Raw genomic sequence first — 17,448 nt, forward strand, 5'->3', positions numbered from 1 at the left:
TAAATATATTAATATCAAGTGTAGCGTTTGGCTCTCAAATTGTTTTTCATCTGCTCCAGTGCTGGTTGTAGCGCTGGGCCAATGCGCAAAGCCACACAGGTGGCCAGCACATCAATGATCAATAAATGCAAAAGACGAGACACCATAGGGCTATAGCGATCGTATCCTTCTGGGTGATCTGCGGCCAAATGGATTTGACAGGCCGATGCCAGAGGTGAGCCGCTGGCGGTAATGGCAATCGTTGTGGCTCCATTTTTTCGTGCGATATCTGCGGCATCCATCAAGTCGCGGGTACGGCCGGAGTTGGAGATGATGACGATGCAGTCGCCTTTGCCCAGCAAGGTGGCACTCATGACCTGCATATGGCCGTCGCTGGTGGCGAGGCTGGTGATGCCCAGCCGAAAGAACTTGTGCTGCGCATCCAGAGCCACAATGCCCGAATTCCCCGCACCATAGAACTCAATGCGTTTGCCGGTTTGCCAAGTAGCGGCAATGGCTCCGGCGGCTTGTTCGATGGCGCTGGTACTGGCAGCGTTGCGGTATTGCAGGAACGCTGCCACTGCGTTGTCCACGACCTTGACCATCACGTCGCTGGTCTTGTCATCGCTATCCACGCTGCGGTGAATGAACGGCACGCCTTCGCTGACGCTGCCTGCCAATTTGAGTTTGAAGTCGGCCAGACCGTCATAGCCCATGCTGCGACAAAAGCGCACCACCGTTGGTTTGCTGACGTGGGCTCTTGCGGCCAGCTCTCTGACGGGGAGGTGGGCAAAAGCCCTGGCATCCGCCAGTACCAGGCGCGCGACCCGTTGTTCGGCGGGGGCAAGCGATGGGAGTGAGGCGGTAATGCGGTCGAGCATGTGTTGCTGTGGTTTCAGGTCGTGAGGTAAAAATCAAGCCGCCAATCGGGCGTGGATGGCTCGGATGGTTGCGCAGTTGCAATTGGGGGAGTGTTTCGCCACTGCCAGATTCAAGCTTGCATTTTGCATGTGCCGAGTCGGTCGTGATTCCAATTGTGTGACGTGGCTTGCAATGAGTTGCGCAGTCTTGGTGTTATGAAGCGGCTATCGCCATACACTCAGAAGCTTTGCAAAGATTTTGGATGATCTACCCTGAGTTTCTTGATTGAGGAATGTGTATGAATCAGTTGGATGCGCTAAGACAGTTCACAACCGTGGTGGCAGATACCGGTGATTTTCACCAACTGGCACAGTTTCAGCCTCAGGACGCAACAACCAACCCTTCGCTGATTTTGAAGGCAGTACAAAAGCCGCAGTATGCACCGTTGATGCGCGCGATGGTAGCGCAGTGGAAAGGGCGCGGACTGGATGAAGTCATGGATCGCATGCTGGTGCGTTTTGGCTGTGAAATACTGGAGACCATTCCTGGCCGCGTTTCCACAGAGGTTGACGCGCGCCTGTCGTTTGACACCCAGGCCACGGTGACACGTGCCGAACGCCTGATCGAGCTGTATCAGGCCGCAGGTGTGCACACTGACAGAGTGCTGATCAAGATCGCTGCTACCTGGGAAGGCATCGAAGCCGCCCGCCGGCTGGAGCAGCGCGGTATTCATACCAATCTGACCCTGTTGTTCTCGTTCAGTCAGGCTGTAGCCTGCGGTCAGGCCAAGGTGCAGCTGATCTCGCCTTTTGTGGGCCGCATTTACGATTGGTACAAAAAGCAGGCTGGAGCCAGCTGGGATGAGGCTGCCATGGCCGGCAGCAATGACCCGGGCGTGCAGTCAGTGCGCAAGATTTATGAGTATTACAAGCACTTTGGCATTGGCACCGAAGTGATGGGGGCCAGCTTTCGCAACACGGGCCAGATCCTGGCTCTGGCGGGTTGTGACTTGCTGACGATTGCTCCAGAGTTGCTGGCGCAGCTGGGAGAAGCAGACGATGCGCTTGCCCCGCTCGGCAGAGCGCTGGATGCACAGCAGGCCAAGGCCAAGGCCATGCCGCTGACGCGCTGGAGCCTGGATGAAGCGAGCTTTCGTTTTGCGCTCAATGAGGACGCCATGGCGACCGAAAAGCTGGCGGAAGGTATTCGAGCCTTCACGGTGGACACGCGCAAGCTTGAAGTGCTGATGCAGCAAGCTGCTGATTGATTGGGATAATTTTGAATTCTTTGTGCCACCAACTGCCTGCATGGCAGGCCTTGCAAGCACACCATGATGCGCAGATCCGCACCATGGATTTGCGCCAGGCTTTCAAGGCTGATCCGGCCCGCCTGCAAGCGCTGAGCATCAACGCGCCTCATGTCTTTGCCGACTTATCCAAGAATCTGCTGAGCACCGATACCGAGGGCTTGTTGCAGGAACTGGCCGAGCAAACCCATGTTGTTGCCCAGCGCAATGCCATGTTGTTGGGCGAGGCCATCAATTGCACCGAGGACAGGGCAGTCATGCATTGGCTGCTCAGAACTCCGGTGCAAGGAGGGGCATTGCAGCAGAGCCCCGTCGTGCAGGGCTGGAGTGGGGCGACGCGAGCGGCTCTGGCACAGGTTCATGAGACCCTGGATGCCATGTTGGAGCTGGCCGAGCAGGTGCGCCAGGACGAAGGCATCACCGATATCGTGAATATCGGTATTGGTGGTTCGCACCTGGGTCCCGAGGTGGTGGTCAACGCTTTGGAAGACTGGGTAGATACGGGAAAGAATTTCCACTTCGTCTCCAATGTGGACGGCCATGAGTTGGGACATGTGCTGCGCAAGGTCAGGCCGCAAAGTACCTTGTTCCTGATTGCTTCGAAATCGTTCACCACGGCAGAAACCATGCTGAATGCACGTTCCGCGCGGCAATGGTTTTTGGAGCAAGGCGGCAGTGAGAATCCGCAGGATGAACTCTCCATTGATAAGCACTTTGTGGCGCTTACCACCAATGTGAAGGCGGCTGCGGATTTTGGTATTGGGCGCACCCTGGGCTTTTGGGACTGGGTCGGCGGTCGCTTTTCGCTGTGGTCGGCGATTGGCTTGCCGATTGCCATAGCCATTGGTGCCCCGCAGTTTCGTAGCATGCTCGACGGTGCACATGCCATGGATGCTCACTTTTTTACAGCACCTGCGGCACAGAATCTGCCCATGCGTCTTGGTTTGCTGGATGTCTGGTACCGGGATTTCTGCCATTTTTCCAGCCGCTGCATCGCACCTTACAGCCATGGCCTGCGGCGATTGACGGCTTATTTGCAGCAACTTGAGATGGAGAGCAATGGCAAAAGCGTGACCCGTGATGGGCAGGTGCTTGCCGTGCGAACCGCTCCCGTGATCTGGGGTGAGCCGGGGACCAATGGTCAGCATGCTTTTTTTCAGATGCTGCACCAGGGCCAGGATGTGATTCCGGTGGAGTTCATCGCCTTGAGCGATGGTGGCAAGTATCTGGGAGCACACCATCAGAGCCTGGTGATCAACGCCATTGCCCAGGCTCAGGCCTTGATGCTGGGGCGCAGCGATGAAGGTGCAGCCAAAGACTGCCCGGGAAACCGTCCCAGCACGTTTTTGCTATTGCAGCAGCTCGATCCTGCCTCGTTGGGTGCCTTGATCGCGCTGTATGAGCATCGCATCTTTGTCTCGGGCGCTGTCTGGGGCATCAACAGCTTTGATCAATGGGGTGTGGAGCTGGGCAAAAAGCTGGCCACGCAGTTGCATGCGCGCCAGCAAAGCAATGATTGGGAGGGGGTAGATGCTTCCACTCTCAGTCTGATGCAACGCCTGGCACAAGCAGCGGGCTAGCCTGAGTGCCAGGCAGAAGGCCTTACAAGGCTTTGAATATCAGCTTCAGGCCCGATTGCTCACAGGCGTAGGCGCTGAGGTTGGCGAAGAACTCGCCGGCGCCCTTGGTGTCCATCCAGGCATTCTGGGCTTCGTCAAAGCGGTAGTGAAAGCCGCCGGCCTTGGCAGCCAGCCAGATTTCATGCAAAGGCTTTTGCTGATTGATCACAATCTGGCTGCGGTTGGCGAAGACCAGGGTCACCAGACCGCCTGTGCGCTGGGCGTCGATATCGGCATCGGTCTCGTCGTTGATTCGGTCGCAGCATTGCTCCACGGCCAAAAGCAGTTGGTCGGCGCGGTCCAGATATTCAATGTCAGTCATTACAATTTGCCCATGTTGAAAGCACCTCAAATTTTAGTCAGGAGCATTGCCCTTGTGGCTTGTGCGGCGTCCCTGGTATCGATGGCTGCCTGCGGACAGAGAGGTCCGTTGTTCCTGCCTACGGATGCGGCAGCGCAGGGTCGTGCCACCTTGCCGCAGACGCTGGGCATTTCTAGCCGCCCCGCAGGCAACTCGGCTGCGCAGGCGCCAGCCGTGAAGCAGCCCGCCGATGCGGATTCGCAAGCGACAGACAATATGGAAGCCCCTGTCGGCAAGCCCAATCAGCCTTGATGCATATCAACATGGCGAAATGACTTGATGCCTAAAGTGGCGGCATCTTGTCTTCTGACAAATTTGCCATGCCCATAGAGCTTTATCGCGACAAAAACCACGCCTGCCTGATGTTCTCAGACCTCATCGAAGAGGACGGTCAGGCCATACAGGCCAATCAGTTCCTGATTGTGGACAGCGGCACCGGCGCCATTCTCGATCCCGGCGGCAATCTGGCGTTCAATGAGCTGTTCATGGGCATGTCGCGTTATTTCCCGCCACAAAAGCTGGCTTACCTGATTGCCTCGCATGCGGATCCGGACATCATTGCCTCGCTGGATCGCTGGATGACCTCCACGCGCGCCCAACTGGTCATTTCCCGCATCTGGGAACGTTTTGCACCGCACTTCACCAAGGTGGGCAAGACGGAGAACCGTGTGATCGGCGTGCCCGATGGCGGAGGGCGTCTGCCTCTGGGCAATAGCGAATTGATTCTGCTGCCGGCCCACTTTCTGCATGCCGAAGGCAACTTCCACTTCTACGACCCGGTGAGCAAGATCCTGTTTACCGGTGATCTGGGGGTGTCGCTGACGACGGGTGCCGAGGCGCAGCGGCCGATTACCGATCTGCTGCCGCATATAGCGCGCATGGAGGGTTTTCACCGCCGCTACATGGTCTCCAACAAGATCTTGCGCCTGTGGGTGCAGATGGCGCGTCAGCTGCAAATCGACATGATCGTGCCCCAACATGGCGCACCCATCATGGGCAAGCAGGCGATTGGCGATCTGTTCAACTGGTTGGAAGGGCTGCAGTGCGGTATCGATCTGTTCGATCAGCGCGCCTACCAGTTGCCAACGGCCGAGATCGATCCCGTCAGCCGCCAGGTGCGTCCGCCGCTGCGCGCTGTGGCCGGAGCCTGAGCTACATCATTTTTTGATAGCTTTAAACACTCGATACAGCAGGAGAAAACCGAGAATGGTGGCATAGACTGCCACATCGGCAAAATTGTTCTTGCCGGCGCGCATCCAGAAAAAATGCAGCAAGACCAGGGGGGCGATCAGATAGATTGTGCGATGCAGCCACTGCCATCGCTTGCCGCCCAGGGTCTTGAGTGCGAATTTGGGAGAGGTGGCTGCCAGCAGGGTGAGCAGCAGCCAGCTCGTAAAGCCAACGAGGATGAAGGGGCGTTTTGGAATGTCGGCCACGATGTCGCTCCAGTCCAGCCCCATGTCAAACCAGGCGTAGCACAGCAGGTGCAGGCAGGCGTAGAAGAACACATACAGACCCAGCATGCGCCTGAAGCGGGCGAGAACCGGCAGCTTCAGCGATTGGCGCAAAGGAGTGACCGCCAGCACGATGCACAGAAAGCGCAGCGTCCAGCTGCCGGTGGAGCGCAGCAGCGCTTCGGCAGGATTGGCGCCCAAGGTATTGGCGATGGCGCCATACAGCAGCCAGGCAAACGGCAGCAGACACAGCGCAAACAGCAGCGGCTTTACCCAGCTGCGAAGCAAGTTGCGCTGCACCGCCGCGCGCCATGAGGCAGGCGCTGACTGGGCCGCAGCCGGGGCCGTGGCGGTGACCGCAGAAGCGTTGGCCTTGGCCATCAGTAAAACTTCTTCAAATCCATGCCTGCGTAGAGCGAGGCAACCTGATCGGCATAGCCGTTGAACAGCAGCGTCTTGCGTTTCTTGGCAAACAGACCGTCCTCGCCAATCCGCCGCTCGCTGGCCTGGCTCCAGCGCGGGTGGGGAACGTCGGGGTTCACATTGGAATAAAAGCCGTACTCATTGCGTGCAGCCTTGTTCCAGGCCGTGCCCGGCTCCTTGTCGCTCAAGCGGATGGCGACAATGCTCTTGGCGCTTTTGAAACCGTATTTCCACGGCACGACCAGGCGCAGCGGCGCGCCATTCTGGTTGGGCAGCACCTCGCCATACATGCCAAATGCCAAAAGCGTCAGCGGGTGCATGGCCTCGTCCAGGCGCAGGCCTTCGGTGTAAGGCCAGTCCAGTACGCGGCTGTCCAGCCCGGGCATCTGTTTTTTGTCGGCCAGCGTGATGAATTCCACGTACTTGGCACTGCTCAGCGGCTGGGCTTTCTTGAGCAGCTCGGCCAGGGAATAGCCCACCCAGGGAATCACCATGGACCAGCCTTCCACGCAGCGCAGGCGGTAAATACGTTCCTCCATGGGGGCGATCTTGAGCAAGCTGTCCAGATCCAGCGTCTGCGGGTTTTGCACCAGGCCTTCGATGCGTACCGTCCAGGGTCGGGTCTTCAAGGTATGGGCGTTGCGGGCCGGGTCGCTTTTCTCCAGCCCGAATTCGTAGAAGTTGTTGTAGCTGCTGGCATCGGCATAGCTGGTGTTGCGCTCCATGCTCATGGCGCCAGCCAGCTTGCTGGGACTGGCGGGCAGGGCGGCCAGCTTGCCCGGGCGTTCCACGGCCGCAAATGCATCGCGTCCGGCCCAGCTGGCCAGGGCCGCGCCGGCGACGCCGCCGGCCAGCGTCTGCATGAGCGCACGGCGTTGCATATAGGCCGCTTGCGATGTGATTTCGCTGCTTTTCGGCGGCTCAAAGCCTTGTTGTGAATGGCGTATCAGCATGGCGGTGTCTCCGGTAACCTGACTGGAAGGTACTTGGTAATCAGAGTGAGCGCCGTCAGCGAAGTTCCTGGTTGGCGCTGTACACAAGAAAAAAGGAGCTGCTTGCGCCTGTCATATCTTGGTCTCAGGCCATTTCTTGCCTAAGACTCAATCGATGAATGCGCAAGGAGCTCCTTTTATAGGAGTTCTCTGCCGCTTGAGGTGAGCGCTTTTACAGCTCGCCGTAGCTGTGCAGACCCGAGAGGAACATGTTCACGCCCAGAAAGGCGAAGGTGGTGACGGCCAGGCCCACCAGCGCCCACCAGGCGGAGACGGTGCCGCGCAGGCCCTTCATCAATCGCATGTGCAACCAGGCGGCGTAGTTGAGCCAGACGATCAGCGCCCAGGTTTCCTTAGGGTCCCAGCTCCAGTAGCCGCCCCAGGCTTCGGCCGCCCACAGGGCGCCCAGCACGGTGGCGATGGTGAAGAAGGCAAAGCCCACGGCAATCGCCTTGTACATCACGTCGTCCAGCACTTCAAACGAGGGCAGGCGCTGGGCAATGCGTTTGCGGCCCAGCAGGATGCCGGCCACGATCAGGGCGGAGATGCCGAAGTACACCATCCAGTAAGCGCCGCCGTTGTCGGTTGCGCCTTTGCGAAAGACGATGGGCTCAAAGCACAGCACCACGCCCAGCAGCCACAGAGGGGCCAGCTTGTACCACTTGGTCTCGGTGGCCTGCTGCTTGATCAGATAGGCAAATGCCACCATGGCCGAGAGCGCGAACGTGCCATAGCCAATGAAGTTGGCAGGCACGTGCAGCTTCATCCACCAGCTCTTGAGGGCCGGCACCAGAGGCTGAATCTCATGGGCCTGGCGCACCAGGGTGTACCAGAGCAAAAAACCCACGGCAGCGCTGACTACCAGCATCACAAAGCCGCCCAGGGCGCGGGTATCGTAGTGCTGTTCGTAGTACAGATAGAACAGCGCCGTCATCCAGCAGAACATCACGAACACTTCGTAGAGATTGCTGACCGGGATGTGGCCGATGTCCGTGCCCAGCAGATAGCTTTCATACCAGCGCACCATGGTGCCTATCAGCGCCATGGCCACGGCCAGCCAGGCCAGTCGCGAGCCCAGCAGGGACAGGGCCGAGCGCTCGCTTCGAGCGAACATGCCTAGCCAGTAGAACGCGGTGCTGATAAAGAACACCATGCTCATCCACAGGATGGCGGACTGGCTGGAGAGAAAGTATTTGAGGCCGAAGACGGTCTCGGAACGCGCCAGATCGCCGCCATCCACGCCCTGGTACAGGCCTATGGCCATGAGAGCGGCTGCGGCGACGGTCAGCATCAGCACGCTCAAGGGGCGCCAGAACCAGCCCAGCCAGATCATGGCAGGAATGGTGCCCAGCAAAATGCCTTTTTCGTACACATCCATATAGGCGGCGTAGCGCTGCAGGGCAAAGCCCAGGCCGACCACTACCAGGGCGGCAAACAACCAGTCAAACCAGTTGCGGCGGGCGAAGTAGCCTTCGTTCAAACTCAGTGTCGTCGTTGCGGTGTTCATCGTGAACCTCCGGAAGTCTTCTTTTGTATGGGGTCGGCCGCAATCAGCTTTCGGGCCAGCACGGCAAATTCGCGGTCTCCGTCCATGGTCTTGCGGTTGGTGGACAGGGCCATATTGGCATGGCTGCTGCCATTGCCTGGCGTCAGCCAGATCCAGATGCGGCGGTCACGCACATAGAGCATGGCAAAAACGCCGAGGATCAACAAGGCGCATCCCAGGTAAACCACTTTTTTGCCTGGCGCACTAGCGACCTGGAAAACGCTGGCCTGGACCTGCTTGAAATCCTGCAGCATGAAGATCATGGGGGCCGGGTAGAACTGGGCGTCGCTGAGCGAGAAAACCGCCTGGGTCATAAAGGCCTGTGTCTTCTCATTGGCCTCCAGCGGCTTTTGGCCGGCCTGTTGGCGCACTTGCTGTGCCAGCTCGAACAGCACGCCGTTCAAAATGCGCACCAGCACTTCGCCAGCGCGTTCGCGCTCGGCCTCGGGCACATTGCTGTCCATGAAGTCGGAGATGGCCTGCAGGCCGCCCAGAGGCTTGCCGTTCGGGCCCAGCTTGTCGGACTTGCCGGCAAACAGATCCAGCGCCTTCATGGCGGACTGGGTCAGGGGTTGGGCCAGCTCGGGCTTGGACACATCCACGGCTTTTTGCACATAGGCTCGGGCAGCTTTCTCGCCCAGCACGGAGTTTTGCATGGCCTGGCGCAGGCGGATGAAGGTGTCCATCGAGCCTTCGGGGTCGGCGGGAACGCGCAGATAGCGCAGCTGATCGGCCTGGCTTTCGCGCACGCCCAGCAGGAACACCGGCTGGCCGTCACCGGTATCCACCGGCAGCATATAGTTCTGGAACTCGCGCGCCTGGCCCGAGGCATCGCGCAGCTTGTAGCCCACGCTGGGGCCGATATTGCGCAAATCCTTTTTGTCCGTGGTCTTGTGGGCAGCACCCAGGCGCTCGTCAATGGCCTGCTTCAAGTCCACCTTGCGCACATCGGTGCCTGCAGTCTTGTTCTGCCCGCCGAAGTTTTCCACATTGATGGTGCGCAGCGCCGTGTACTCCAGCACCACTTTCTCTTCCTTGCCGTCGGCCGTCTTGCGCGCAAATTCGGTGGAATTGCCGATCACGCCTTCCACGTCGAAGGGCTGGGTGCTGCCGTCCATGGGCACGGCATGCAGCTTGACGCTGGAGCCGCCGTCATCGAAGCTCGATTGGTAAATCTCTATGCCTTTGTAGCTGGCCGGATGGTTGACTTCCACCCGTTTTTCCAGCTTCTCGCCAGTGGCACGGTCGTGAATCACGATCTCGCTGGCAAACAGCTTGGGCATGCCGGTGGAGTAGTACTCCACGATGAATTTCTTGAGTTCCACCGAAAAAGGCAGCTCTTGCAGCAGGATGCCGTCCGATTGGTTCAGGATGGCGGTGCCCGATTGAGTGCCTTCAGACACCATCAGATTGCCGCGGAAAGTGGGATTTTTGGGCGAGAGCCTGTGCTCGGGCGCCACTTCGGAGATTAGGCCGCCTCCGGTATAAGGTGTTTTTCCGCCCAGCAGCATCTGGGCGCGCACCACCAGATCGCCGTCAAACAGTCCGCCCAGACAGATCAGCACGATGGCGCTGTGGGCGGCTATATAGCCCAGCTTGTTGGCGGCGCCGGCCTTGGCCGCCAGCATCCAGCCCGTGCCGGGGCCGGCAGCGGTATCGCGCTGCTGCAGCTTGACTTTCCAACCGGCCGCAACCAGTTGCTGGCCCATGCGTTTGGCGGCTTCCTCGGTGGAGCCTGGCACATAGCCTTCGGCACGGTGGCCAAAGGCCTTGAGGCTTTGCTCGCGGATGTTTTCCTTGAAATTGCGGATATCGGCCAGATTCTTGGGCGCATGGCGGGCCACGCACAGCGAGGTGCTGACGACCAGAAACGCCAGGATCAGCAAAAACCACCAGGCGCTATAGACCGCATTGAGCTTGAGCGCCAGAAACAGCTGGGACCAGAAGGGGCCGAACTGGTTGACGTAGTTGACCAGGGGCTCGTGCTGCTTGAGGACTGTGCCAATCACCGAAGCAATGCAAATCACCGTCAGCAGGGAGATGGCAAAGCGCATGGACGCCAGCAACTCCAGGCTCGAGCGCAAGGCAGTCGAGCGGGAGGAGTCGCGGTCGCTAGTTGGAAGGTCTGACATGGATGACGGAAAAATACCCGGACGAAAAAAGGCGGGACCACCAGATAACGATGGGCCCGCCTGACATTTGGGGTGTGCGGTGCTGAAAAGTTCCCGGGGATTACCCTTGAGCGGCGCAGCGGAATGCTTTTTTGCTTAACGCAAGCCAGCTATATAGTCTGCCACGGCCTTGATTTCACGATCGTTGAGCTTGGCAGCAACCTGAGTCATGGGAATGCTATTGCTGCGGACGCCGTCGCGGAAGGCCGTCAGCGTTTTCACCGTGTAGTCCGCATGCTGGCCTGCCAGGCGCGGGTACTGGGCCGGCATGCCGGCGCCATTGGGGCTGTGGCAGCTGGCGCAGGCCGCAATGCTGCGGTCCTGAATGCCGCCGCGGTAAATGCGCTCACCCAGGGCGATCAGGTCTTTTTCCTTGGCAAAGCCATCCTTGGGCTTTTGCGTGTGCAGCCAGGCCGAGATGTTTTGCATATCACCTTCGCTGAGCGAGGCGGCAAAACCCTTCATGACCGGATCGTTGCGCTTGCCGTCCTTGAACTCACGCAATTGCTTGATGAGGTACTCTGGATGCTGGCCGGCCAGTTTGGGTTGCAGGGCCACGGTGGAGTTTCCGTCGGCCGCGTGGCAGGATGCGCAAATAGCACCATAGCTGGCTTGTCCTTTGGTTGCATCGACCTTGGCGGTTGGGGGCGTTTCTCCTGCTGCAAGAACAGGGAAGGCAGGTGCTGCGAAAATGGCAGCCGTCAGCAAAGAGGCAAGCAACTTCATATCGGAGGGCTAAGTCTTATGTTGAGAGCGCGAATCCGGCCGATTCTACAATGGGCCTCCTTGAAATAGTGACCGTCATGACCCATGCTTCCCCGGATACAGCCCCCGGAAAAACAGATTCTTTGATCGACAGCAAGCTCGCGATGGGCTGGATGCATACGGCGCGGTTTTTTACCACCGCCGCCCAGTTGCACCAGCTTCCCGTCGTGGATGTGCCCGAGATCGCCTTCGTGGGCCGCTCCAATGCGGGCAAGTCCACGTCCATCAATACGCTGACGCAGCAAAAGCAGCTGGCTTTCGCTTCCAAGAAGCCCGGCCGCACCCAGCACATCAACTTGTTTGCCCTGGGTAGACAGGGTGTGATGGATGCTGTGCTGGCCGACTTGCCAGGCTATGGCTACGCAGCCGTCTCGCGCGATGACAAGCAGCGCTGGCAGCGCGTGATGCTCAACTACCTGATGAGCCGCGAAAGCCTCACGGCCGTGGTCTTGCTGTGCGATCCACGCCTGGGACTGACCGAACTGGACGAAGCGCTGCTGGAGGCCTTGCGCCCCCGCGTGGAGCAAGGTCTGAAGTTCCTGGTGCTGCTGACCAAGGCTGACAAGCTGACCCGCGCCGAACAGGCCAAGGTGCTGTCCATCACCAAGCTCAACGCCGGTGGCGGCGAGGTGCGCATGTTCTCTGCCCTCAAAAAGCAGGGTGTGGATGATGTGGCTCAGCTGCTGTGGCACTGGTGCCATCCCGAAGGTCTGCAGCCAGCTGCCGGCGCTGTGGAGTCTGCCGCGCCCGCGACACCTGCCGAACCGGATTCGGAACAAGAATAGCCACAGGCGCCCGTGTTGCAAGCGCCATAAGCTACCGAAAGGAGAGCGTAATGGTGAGCACCTGCATACACGAGCTGCCCCAGGGCATTCAGCTGGAGTGCCGCGTGAGCGGCCAACCGGGCCAGGCGCTGCTGCTGTTTCTGCATGGCTTCCCCGAAGGCAACTTCATCTGGGATGACTTGCTGAGCCACTTTGGCCAGCACTATCGCTGCGTGGCGCCCAATCTGCGCGGCTATGGCCGCTCCAGCCAGCCTGCCGAGGTGGGCGACTATCGCGCCAAATTGCTGGTCGATGATCTGGCAGCGCTGATTGTTCTGGAAAGTCCGGGTCAGCCAGCGGCTTGCGTGATCGCCCATGACTGGGGCGGAGCCCTGGCCTGGGGACTGGCCAATCGGCACTCCGATCTGATGCGGCGCTTGATGATTCTCAACGCTCCTCATCCTGGCGCGTTCTTACGTGAACTGCAGTCAAATCCCGTACAGCAGGCGGCCAGCCAATACATGCATTTTCTGCGCCGGCCCGATGCCCCCGAGCGTCTGGCCGAGAACAACTGGGCACGCATGTTGGGCTTTTTTGCCAAGGCCGATGGCCAGTTGCCGCCCTGGCTGACCGAGGCCAAGCAACAGCAGTACCGTGATCACTGGAATCTGGGCGTGCACGGCGCCTGCCTGTTTTATGCGGCCAGTCCGCTGGCGCCGCCAAAGCCCGGCGCATCTGCCGATGATTTACACGATATTCGCGGCATCAGCTTGCCTGCGGAGATGCTGAACATTTCCGTGCCCACGCGCGTGCTTTGGGGAGATAGCGACCCGGCGCTGCAACCGTCCTTGCTTGAGGGATTGCAGGCGTGGGTTCCTCAGTTGCAGGTGCAAAAACTGCCAGGAGTCAGCCACTGGGTGCTGCATGAGGCGGCCGAAGCGGTACGCTCAAACTTGGCGGAGTTTCTGCAGGAGACTATGAAAAAGTGAGCTTATAGCGCTTTATTTGTGACGGCTGGCAGTATGTTTCACTGTTATTTCTGGTACAGCGATGCTTCGCCATCCGGGCGTGTCTTGAAGCGTTTGTGAACCCAGTAATACTGCGGCACCATGGTGCGTATCGCGGCTTCCAGTTCGCGGTTCATGCGGGCCGTGTCGGCCACATGGTCGTCGGTAGGAAAGTTTTCCCAGGCGGGGGTCAGCTCCGCCACATAGCCTTCGGGCGTCATTCGGTTGTACAGAGCGATGACCTTGGACTTGCCCAGGCGCGCAAAGCGTGACAGCGAGGGGATGGTGGCCGTGTTCTGCACCGCAAAAAAGGGCACGAACTCCGAGTCGTTCTTGCCGTAATCCATATCGGGCAGCAAATACAGCAGGCCGCCCTTGCGCAAACACTGGATGATGGGCTTGACGCCATCGGCGCGGTTGAGCATCTTCACGCGGCCAAAGCGCTGGCGGCCGGCCATGAACCAGGCGTCCAGTGCCGGGTCGGGGTTGGTGGCGTAAATTGAAGTGAACTCGCGCGCGGTGTTCAGCGGCAGGGCCAGGCCGCCGGCATCCATGCTGTAGAAGTGGGGCGCGAAAACAATGGTGGATTGATCGCCTTCCAGCTCATGCGTGGCGCCCACCAACTTGACGCGGCTGCGCACCAACGCTTCAGAACCGAACCAAAGCCAGCTTCTGTCGAGAAAAGTCTGGCAAAAGACCTCAAAAGTCTCCTTGGCCCAGGCTTTGCGCTGGGCTTCAGGGACTTCGGGGAAGCATAGCTCCAGATTGCGAAGTGCAATGCGGCGGCGCTGACCGGCCACCATATAGAGGACTCGGCCAATGCACTTGCCCAGGCCGCGCAACACGGGCAAGGGAAGCTTGGCCAGCACATGCATGCAGCCTATGGCGATCTTGCTGGCGCTCATGCCTTGTGTTCCTGAGAGGGGTTCATGTTTTCAGTGCGTGGCTGTTTGTAGCGGCCATAGCCCCAGAGATACTGCTGAGGACATTGGCGGATGGTGGCTTCCATGGCGGCATTGATTTGCTGCACGGTGGCTTCCAGGCTTTGAGAGGCAGGCACGGGCAATTCCTCCAGGTACAGTGCAAAGCCCCGCCCCCAGGAGAGGCGCTCGCACCGGGCCACGACGACGGCCGCGCCGGTTTGCAGCACCAGGCGGGCTGCCAGCGTCATGGTATAGGCATCGCGGCCGAAAAATGGCGACCAGATGCCTTGCCCTTCGGGAGGAACCTGATCCGGCAGCAGGCCCACGGCCTCGCCCTTGCGCAAGGCCTTGATCATCTGGCGTACGCCCGACAGATTGGTGGGTACGGCCTGTACGCCGGGTCTGTTGCGGGCGGTTTCCAGAATTTCGGCCAGCCAGCTCTGGCGTGCCGGGCGGTAAAGGACGGTGATGTCGCCATGCTGAGCCGACCAGCGGCGTGCTGCGGCCTGTACCGACATTTCAAAGCAGCCCAGATGCGGGGTGAGAAACACAATCCCCTTGCCCTGCGCATAGGCCTTCTCGGCACTTTCTCCGTTGACGATGCGGCATTGAGGCAACTGGCCCAGCCAGATGCGCGGCATCTCGAACACCATTCGGCCGGCATGGCCCACGGCGGCGCGCACCTGGGCGAAGTCATAACCTGCCTGGGCCGCATTGGCTGCAAATCGCCGCCGATAGGTGGGGGATAGCGCCCAGGTCAGCCAACCCATGGCTGCGCCCACGCCATGCAATAGCCACAAAGGCAGTGCTGCAAACAGTCGAAACAGGGAAGGCATTAGAATAGATAGGTCGCTGAGTTAAAGAGCAACTTGCAGGGCGACGTTAAAACAAAACTGCTAAAGCGTTCGCCAGGCTCCCGGGCTAGTGCAACGCAATTGCCCAAGTTAGAAGGAGTTAAATCAATGGCGAGCGATTTTCTGTTCACCTCGGAATCGGTTTCTGAAGGTCACCCCGACAAGGTGGCTGACCAGATCTCTGACGCGATTCTGGACGCTATTTTCACCCAAGACCCGCATTCCCGCGTGGCGGCCGAGACACTGACCAACACCGGTCTGGTGGTATTGGCTGGCGAGATCACCACCGGTGCCAACGTGGATTACATCCAGGTGGCCCGCGATACCATCAAGCGCATTGGCTACGACAACACCGATTACGGCATCGACTACAAAGGTTGTGCCGTGCTCGTGGCTTATGACAAGCAAAGCCAGGACATTGCCCAGGGCGTGGACAAGGCCAGCGATGACGAGCTGAACACCGGCGCTGGCGATCAGGGCCTGATGTTTGGTTACGCCTGCGATGAGACGCCGGAGCTGATGCCCGCGCCCATCTACTACGCCCATCGCCTGATGGAGCGTCAGGCACAGCTGCGCAAGGACGGCCGTCTGCCTTTCCTTCGTCCCGATGCAAAGAGCCAGGTGACTCTGCGCTATGTGGACGGCAAGCCCCACAGCATCGACACCGTGGTGCTGTCCACCCAGCACAGCCCCGACCAGTCGGAGACGGCGACCAAGATGAAGGCCTCGTTCACCGAAGCCATCATTGAAGAAATCATCAAGCCCGTGCTGCCCAGCGAGTGGCTGCAGGACACCAAGTACCTGATCAACCCCACCGGCCGCTTTGTGGTCGGCGGCCCGCAAGGCGACTGCGGCCTGACCGGCCGCAAGATCATTGTGGACACCTATGGCGGTGCTTGCCCCCATGGCGGCGGCGCTTTCTCCGGCAAGGATCCAACCAAGGTGGATCGCTCGGCAGCCTACGCCGCCCGCTATGTGGCCAAGAACGTGGTGGCTGCCGGTCTGGCGCGCCAGTGCCAGGTGCAGGTGGCTTATGCCATCGGCGTGGCTCGTCCCATGAACATCACCGTGTACACCGAAGGTACCGGCGTGATTCCTGACAGCGAGATCGCCAAGCTGGTGGCTGCGCAATTTGACCTGCGCCCCAAGGGCATCATCCAGATGCTGGATCTGCTGCGTCCTATTTACAGCAAGACTGCCGCCTATGGCCACTTCGGTCGCGAAGAGCCCGAGTTCACTTGGGAGCGTACCGACAAGGCGGCCGAACTGCGCGCCGCCGCTGGCCTCAAGGGCTGAAAGCCAGGGCTTTGGCCCTGCTGGTCATGAAAGCCGCCAACCGCAAGGTCTGGCGGTTTTTTTGCGCAGGCATGGCGGCGTTGCATTGCCGGTACAGACCTACCTGCATAGGTTGCGCGTGCCCACTTGGATTAGTGATTGAGGCCGCTAGGCTTGAACTCTCCATCACTGAACAGGAGTTCTCATGCTCAAGTGGGCCATTATTTTTGCCGTCATCTCGCTGGTCGCAGGGGTGTTCGGCTTTACCGGTGTGGCTGCGGGCGCTGCAGGAATTGCCAAGATATTTTTCTTTATCTTCATCGCCATTGCCGTCATTTTTGTGGTGCTGGCCCTGCTGGGGATTGGCGCCGTCAGCTGACGCTTTTCATAGTCTCAACAGCCTGCATGCTTGTGCCTGCAGGCTTTTTTACAGCCCGCGCGGCGCGAGGGCCAGAGTCTGGCGAAATGCCGGTTTGACGCGGTACAGCTGTGCCGGCCTGTGGGCACCGCCGCTGTGCATGGCGCCGGGCACGGCTTGGAGCAGCTCCATTTCATCCATCTTGCGCCTGAAACTGACCTTGTTGAGCGGCTCGCCCAGAATGCTTTCGTACACCTGCTGCAACTGGGGCAGGGTAAAGCGCTCGCCGCACAGATGCACGGGTAAAGAGGAATAAAGGCTTTTGTTGCGCACGCGCTCCAGTGCCGCATCCACGATGGCGCGGTGATCAAACGGCAGCTGGGGCAGGGCGGTGACGGGGATGACGCTGATATCCGCGTGCTCTGCGGGCAATTGCTGCACCGGCAGCAGCGCGCAATAGGCAATGGCCACCGACCAGCCACGGGGGTCGCGGGCCGGGCCGCTGAAGGTGGCCAACTGCTCCAGATAGGCGCCTGCGATACCTACTTTTTCGCGCAGCACGCGGGCCGCGCTGGCCTGTGCATCGGCATCTTCGTTGGTGTGGATATAGCCACCCGGCAAGGCCCAGACCCCGGCGAAAGGCGCTTGGGCACGGCGCAGCAGCACGGCGTGCAATACCTGCTCCACCAAGGTGAGCAGCACCACATCCACGCTGACGATGGGTGGCGTTCGTGACTCATGGCTTTGATTCATTTTTTTACCAAGTGACTTTTGTTTGTTTGATTATTTC

Annotated in this window: 18 protein-coding genes; 8 read left to right on the top strand and 10 right to left on the bottom strand. The window is 59.6% G+C overall.

The genetic code is table 11. The features are described 5' to 3' along the window. Positions 1 to 14: 14 nt before the first annotated feature. The gene (locus tag ACNAZA_RS00780) at positions 15 to 860 is read right to left on the bottom strand and encodes a MurR/RpiR family transcriptional regulator (protein ID WP_415794501.1); all 846 of its coding nucleotides are present in this window, start codon (positions 858 to 860) and stop codon (positions 15 to 17) included. A 278-nt stretch (positions 861 to 1,138) separates the two neighbouring features. Here ACNAZA_RS00780 and tal point away from each other — a divergent pair, with 278 nt between their 5' ends. Both tal and pgi read left to right on the top strand, forming a co-directional pair. After that, the gene (gene tal / locus ACNAZA_RS00785; RefSeq protein WP_415794502.1) at positions 1,139 to 2,107 is read left to right on the top strand and encodes a transaldolase; all 969 of its coding nucleotides are present in this window, start codon (positions 1,139 to 1,141) and stop codon (positions 2,105 to 2,107) included. 11 nt (positions 2,108 to 2,118) lie between these two features. After that, the gene (gene pgi, locus ACNAZA_RS00790) at positions 2,119 to 3,726 is read left to right on the top strand and encodes a glucose-6-phosphate isomerase (RefSeq protein ID WP_415794503.1); all 1,608 of its coding nucleotides are present in this window, start codon (positions 2,119 to 2,121) and stop codon (positions 3,724 to 3,726) included. Between the two features lie 22 nt (positions 3,727 to 3,748). Here pgi and cyaY read toward each other — a convergent pair whose 3' ends face one another. Further along, positions 3,749 to 4,087 carry an iron donor protein CyaY gene (cyaY, locus tag ACNAZA_RS00795; protein WP_415794504.1) on the bottom strand — a complete coding sequence of 113 codons (339 nt, stop codon included), beginning with the start codon at positions 4,085 to 4,087 and terminating at the stop codon, positions 3,749 to 3,751. Positions 4,088 to 4,099: 12 nt separating this feature from the next. Here cyaY and lptM point away from each other — a divergent pair, with 12 nt between their 5' ends. Both lptM and ACNAZA_RS00805 read left to right on the top strand, forming a co-directional pair. After that, entirely contained in the window at positions 4,100 to 4,378 is a 279-nt protein-coding gene (lptM, locus tag ACNAZA_RS00800; RefSeq protein WP_415794505.1) for an LPS translocon maturation chaperone LptM, read from the top strand. Between the two features lie 68 nt (positions 4,379 to 4,446). Next, positions 4,447 to 5,277: an oxygen-binding di-iron domain-containing protein gene (locus tag ACNAZA_RS00805; protein WP_415794904.1), complete on the top strand. Its 831-nt coding sequence runs from the start codon at positions 4,447 to 4,449 to the stop codon at positions 5,275 to 5,277. A gap of 6 nt (positions 5,278 to 5,283) precedes the next feature. On the opposite strand, the gene ACNAZA_RS00810 is transcribed toward ACNAZA_RS00805, so the two are convergent. The 5 genes from ACNAZA_RS00810 to ACNAZA_RS00830 all read right to left on the bottom strand — a co-directional run bounded on the left by ACNAZA_RS00810 (position 5,284) and on the right by ACNAZA_RS00830 (position 11,438). Then, the gene (locus ACNAZA_RS00810) at positions 5,284 to 5,880 is read right to left on the bottom strand and encodes a protein-methionine-sulfoxide reductase heme-binding subunit MsrQ (RefSeq protein ID WP_415794905.1); all 597 of its coding nucleotides are present in this window, start codon (positions 5,878 to 5,880) and stop codon (positions 5,284 to 5,286) included. 80 nt (positions 5,881 to 5,960) lie between these two features. After that, positions 5,961 to 6,956 carry a protein-methionine-sulfoxide reductase catalytic subunit MsrP gene (gene msrP / locus ACNAZA_RS00815; RefSeq protein ID WP_415794506.1) on the bottom strand — a complete coding sequence of 332 codons (996 nt, stop codon included), beginning with the start codon at positions 6,954 to 6,956 and terminating at the stop codon, positions 5,961 to 5,963. A gap of 211 nt (positions 6,957 to 7,167) precedes the next feature. Beyond that, positions 7,168 to 8,502, bottom strand: coding sequence for a c-type cytochrome biogenesis protein CcsB (gene ccsB, locus ACNAZA_RS00820; RefSeq protein WP_415794507.1), 1,335 nt, complete (start codon positions 8,500 to 8,502; stop codon positions 7,168 to 7,170). Further along, a complete protein-coding gene (locus ACNAZA_RS00825) occupies positions 8,499 to 10,673 on the bottom strand; it encodes a cytochrome c biogenesis protein ResB (RefSeq protein WP_415794508.1) in 2,175 nt (724 codons plus the stop codon). Before ACNAZA_RS00825 ends, ccsB begins: the two co-directional genes overlap by 4 nt. Positions 10,674 to 10,808: 135 nt before the next feature. Continuing rightward, positions 10,809 to 11,438 (bottom strand): c-type cytochrome, encoded by a 630-nt coding sequence (locus ACNAZA_RS00830; protein ID WP_415794509.1) that lies wholly within the window; start codon positions 11,436 to 11,438, stop codon positions 10,809 to 10,811. A gap of 77 nt (positions 11,439 to 11,515) precedes the next feature. Between ACNAZA_RS00830 and yihA the strand changes: the two genes are divergently transcribed. Both yihA and ACNAZA_RS00840 read left to right on the top strand, forming a co-directional pair. Beyond that, positions 11,516 to 12,262: a ribosome biogenesis GTP-binding protein YihA/YsxC gene (gene yihA / locus ACNAZA_RS00835; RefSeq protein WP_162989480.1), complete on the top strand. Its 747-nt coding sequence runs from the start codon at positions 11,516 to 11,518 to the stop codon at positions 12,260 to 12,262. A gap of 50 nt (positions 12,263 to 12,312) precedes the next feature. Beyond that, positions 12,313 to 13,230 carry an alpha/beta fold hydrolase gene (locus ACNAZA_RS00840; RefSeq protein WP_415794510.1) on the top strand — a complete coding sequence of 306 codons (918 nt, stop codon included), beginning with the start codon at positions 12,313 to 12,315 and terminating at the stop codon, positions 13,228 to 13,230. 44 nt (positions 13,231 to 13,274) lie between these two features. Here the strand turns inward: ACNAZA_RS00840 and ACNAZA_RS00845 are convergent, their stop codons facing one another. Next, a complete protein-coding gene (locus tag ACNAZA_RS00845) occupies positions 13,275 to 14,153 on the bottom strand; it encodes a lysophospholipid acyltransferase family protein (protein ID WP_415794511.1) in 879 nt (292 codons plus the stop codon). Beyond that, on the bottom strand, positions 14,150 to 15,007 hold the full coding sequence (locus tag ACNAZA_RS00850; protein ID WP_415794512.1) for a lysophospholipid acyltransferase family protein: 858 nt from the start codon (positions 15,005 to 15,007) through the stop codon (positions 14,150 to 14,152). The genes ACNAZA_RS00845 and ACNAZA_RS00850 overlap by 4 nt, the downstream gene beginning before the upstream one ends. 126 nt (positions 15,008 to 15,133) lie before the next feature. Between ACNAZA_RS00850 and metK the strand changes: the two genes are divergently transcribed. Continuing rightward, positions 15,134 to 16,321 carry a methionine adenosyltransferase gene (gene metK / locus ACNAZA_RS00855; RefSeq protein WP_120966298.1) on the top strand — a complete coding sequence of 396 codons (1,188 nt, stop codon included), beginning with the start codon at positions 15,134 to 15,136 and terminating at the stop codon, positions 16,319 to 16,321. Between the two features lie 184 nt (positions 16,322 to 16,505). Further along, positions 16,506 to 16,679, top strand: a complete 174-nt coding sequence (locus ACNAZA_RS00860; protein WP_120966299.1) for a DUF1328 family protein — start codon at positions 16,506 to 16,508, stop codon at positions 16,677 to 16,679. 48 nt (positions 16,680 to 16,727) lie between these two features. Here ACNAZA_RS00860 and ACNAZA_RS00865 read toward each other — a convergent pair whose 3' ends face one another. Further along, positions 16,728 to 17,411, bottom strand: a complete 684-nt coding sequence (locus ACNAZA_RS00865) for an NUDIX hydrolase (protein ID WP_415794513.1) — start codon at positions 17,409 to 17,411, stop codon at positions 16,728 to 16,730. Positions 17,412 to 17,448 lie beyond the last annotated feature (37 nt).

It is taken from the genome of Comamonas aquatilis (assembly GCF_965139575.1).
In the GTDB taxonomy this organism is placed as follows: Bacteria; Pseudomonadota; Gammaproteobacteria; order Burkholderiales; family Burkholderiaceae_C; genus Comamonas; species Comamonas aquatilis.

Coding starts and splice junctions, on each gene's coding strand:
- msrP (WP_415794506.1), bottom strand. CDS start 6,956: ATGCTGATACGCCATTCACAACAAGGCTTTGAGCCGCCGAAAAGCAGC.
- ACNAZA_RS00850 (WP_415794512.1), bottom strand. CDS start 15,007: ATGCCTTCCCTGTTTCGACTGTTTGCAGCACTGCCTTTGTGGCTATTG.
- ACNAZA_RS00780 (WP_415794501.1), bottom strand. CDS start 860: ATGCTCGACCGCATTACCGCCTCACTCCCATCGCTTGCCCCCGCCGAA.
- yihA (WP_162989480.1), top strand. CDS start 11,516: ATGACCCATGCTTCCCCGGATACAGCCCCCGGAAAAACAGATTCTTTG.
- ACNAZA_RS00840 (WP_415794510.1), top strand. CDS start 12,313: ATGGTGAGCACCTGCATACACGAGCTGCCCCAGGGCATTCAGCTGGAG.
- cyaY (WP_415794504.1), bottom strand. CDS start 4,087: ATGACTGACATTGAATATCTGGACCGCGCCGACCAACTGCTTTTGGCC.
- ACNAZA_RS00825 (WP_415794508.1), bottom strand. CDS start 10,673: ATGTCAGACCTTCCAACTAGCGACCGCGACTCCTCCCGCTCGACTGCC.
- ACNAZA_RS00845 (WP_415794511.1), bottom strand. CDS start 14,153: ATGAGCGCCAGCAAGATCGCCATAGGCTGCATGCATGTGCTGGCCAAG.
- tal (WP_415794502.1), top strand. CDS start 1,139: ATGAATCAGTTGGATGCGCTAAGACAGTTCACAACCGTGGTGGCAGAT.
- ACNAZA_RS00865 (WP_415794513.1), bottom strand. CDS start 17,411: ATGAATCAAAGCCATGAGTCACGAACGCCACCCATCGTCAGCGTGGAT.
- ccsB (WP_415794507.1), bottom strand. CDS start 8,502: ATGAACACCGCAACGACGACACTGAGTTTGAACGAAGGCTACTTCGCC.
- ACNAZA_RS00830 (WP_415794509.1), bottom strand. CDS start 11,438: ATGAAGTTGCTTGCCTCTTTGCTGACGGCTGCCATTTTCGCAGCACCT.
- ACNAZA_RS00805 (WP_415794904.1), top strand. CDS start 4,447: ATGCCCATAGAGCTTTATCGCGACAAAAACCACGCCTGCCTGATGTTC.
- ACNAZA_RS00860 (WP_120966299.1), top strand. CDS start 16,506: ATGCTCAAGTGGGCCATTATTTTTGCCGTCATCTCGCTGGTCGCAGGG.
- metK (WP_120966298.1), top strand. CDS start 15,134: ATGGCGAGCGATTTTCTGTTCACCTCGGAATCGGTTTCTGAAGGTCAC.
- lptM (WP_415794505.1), top strand. CDS start 4,100: ATGTTGAAAGCACCTCAAATTTTAGTCAGGAGCATTGCCCTTGTGGCT.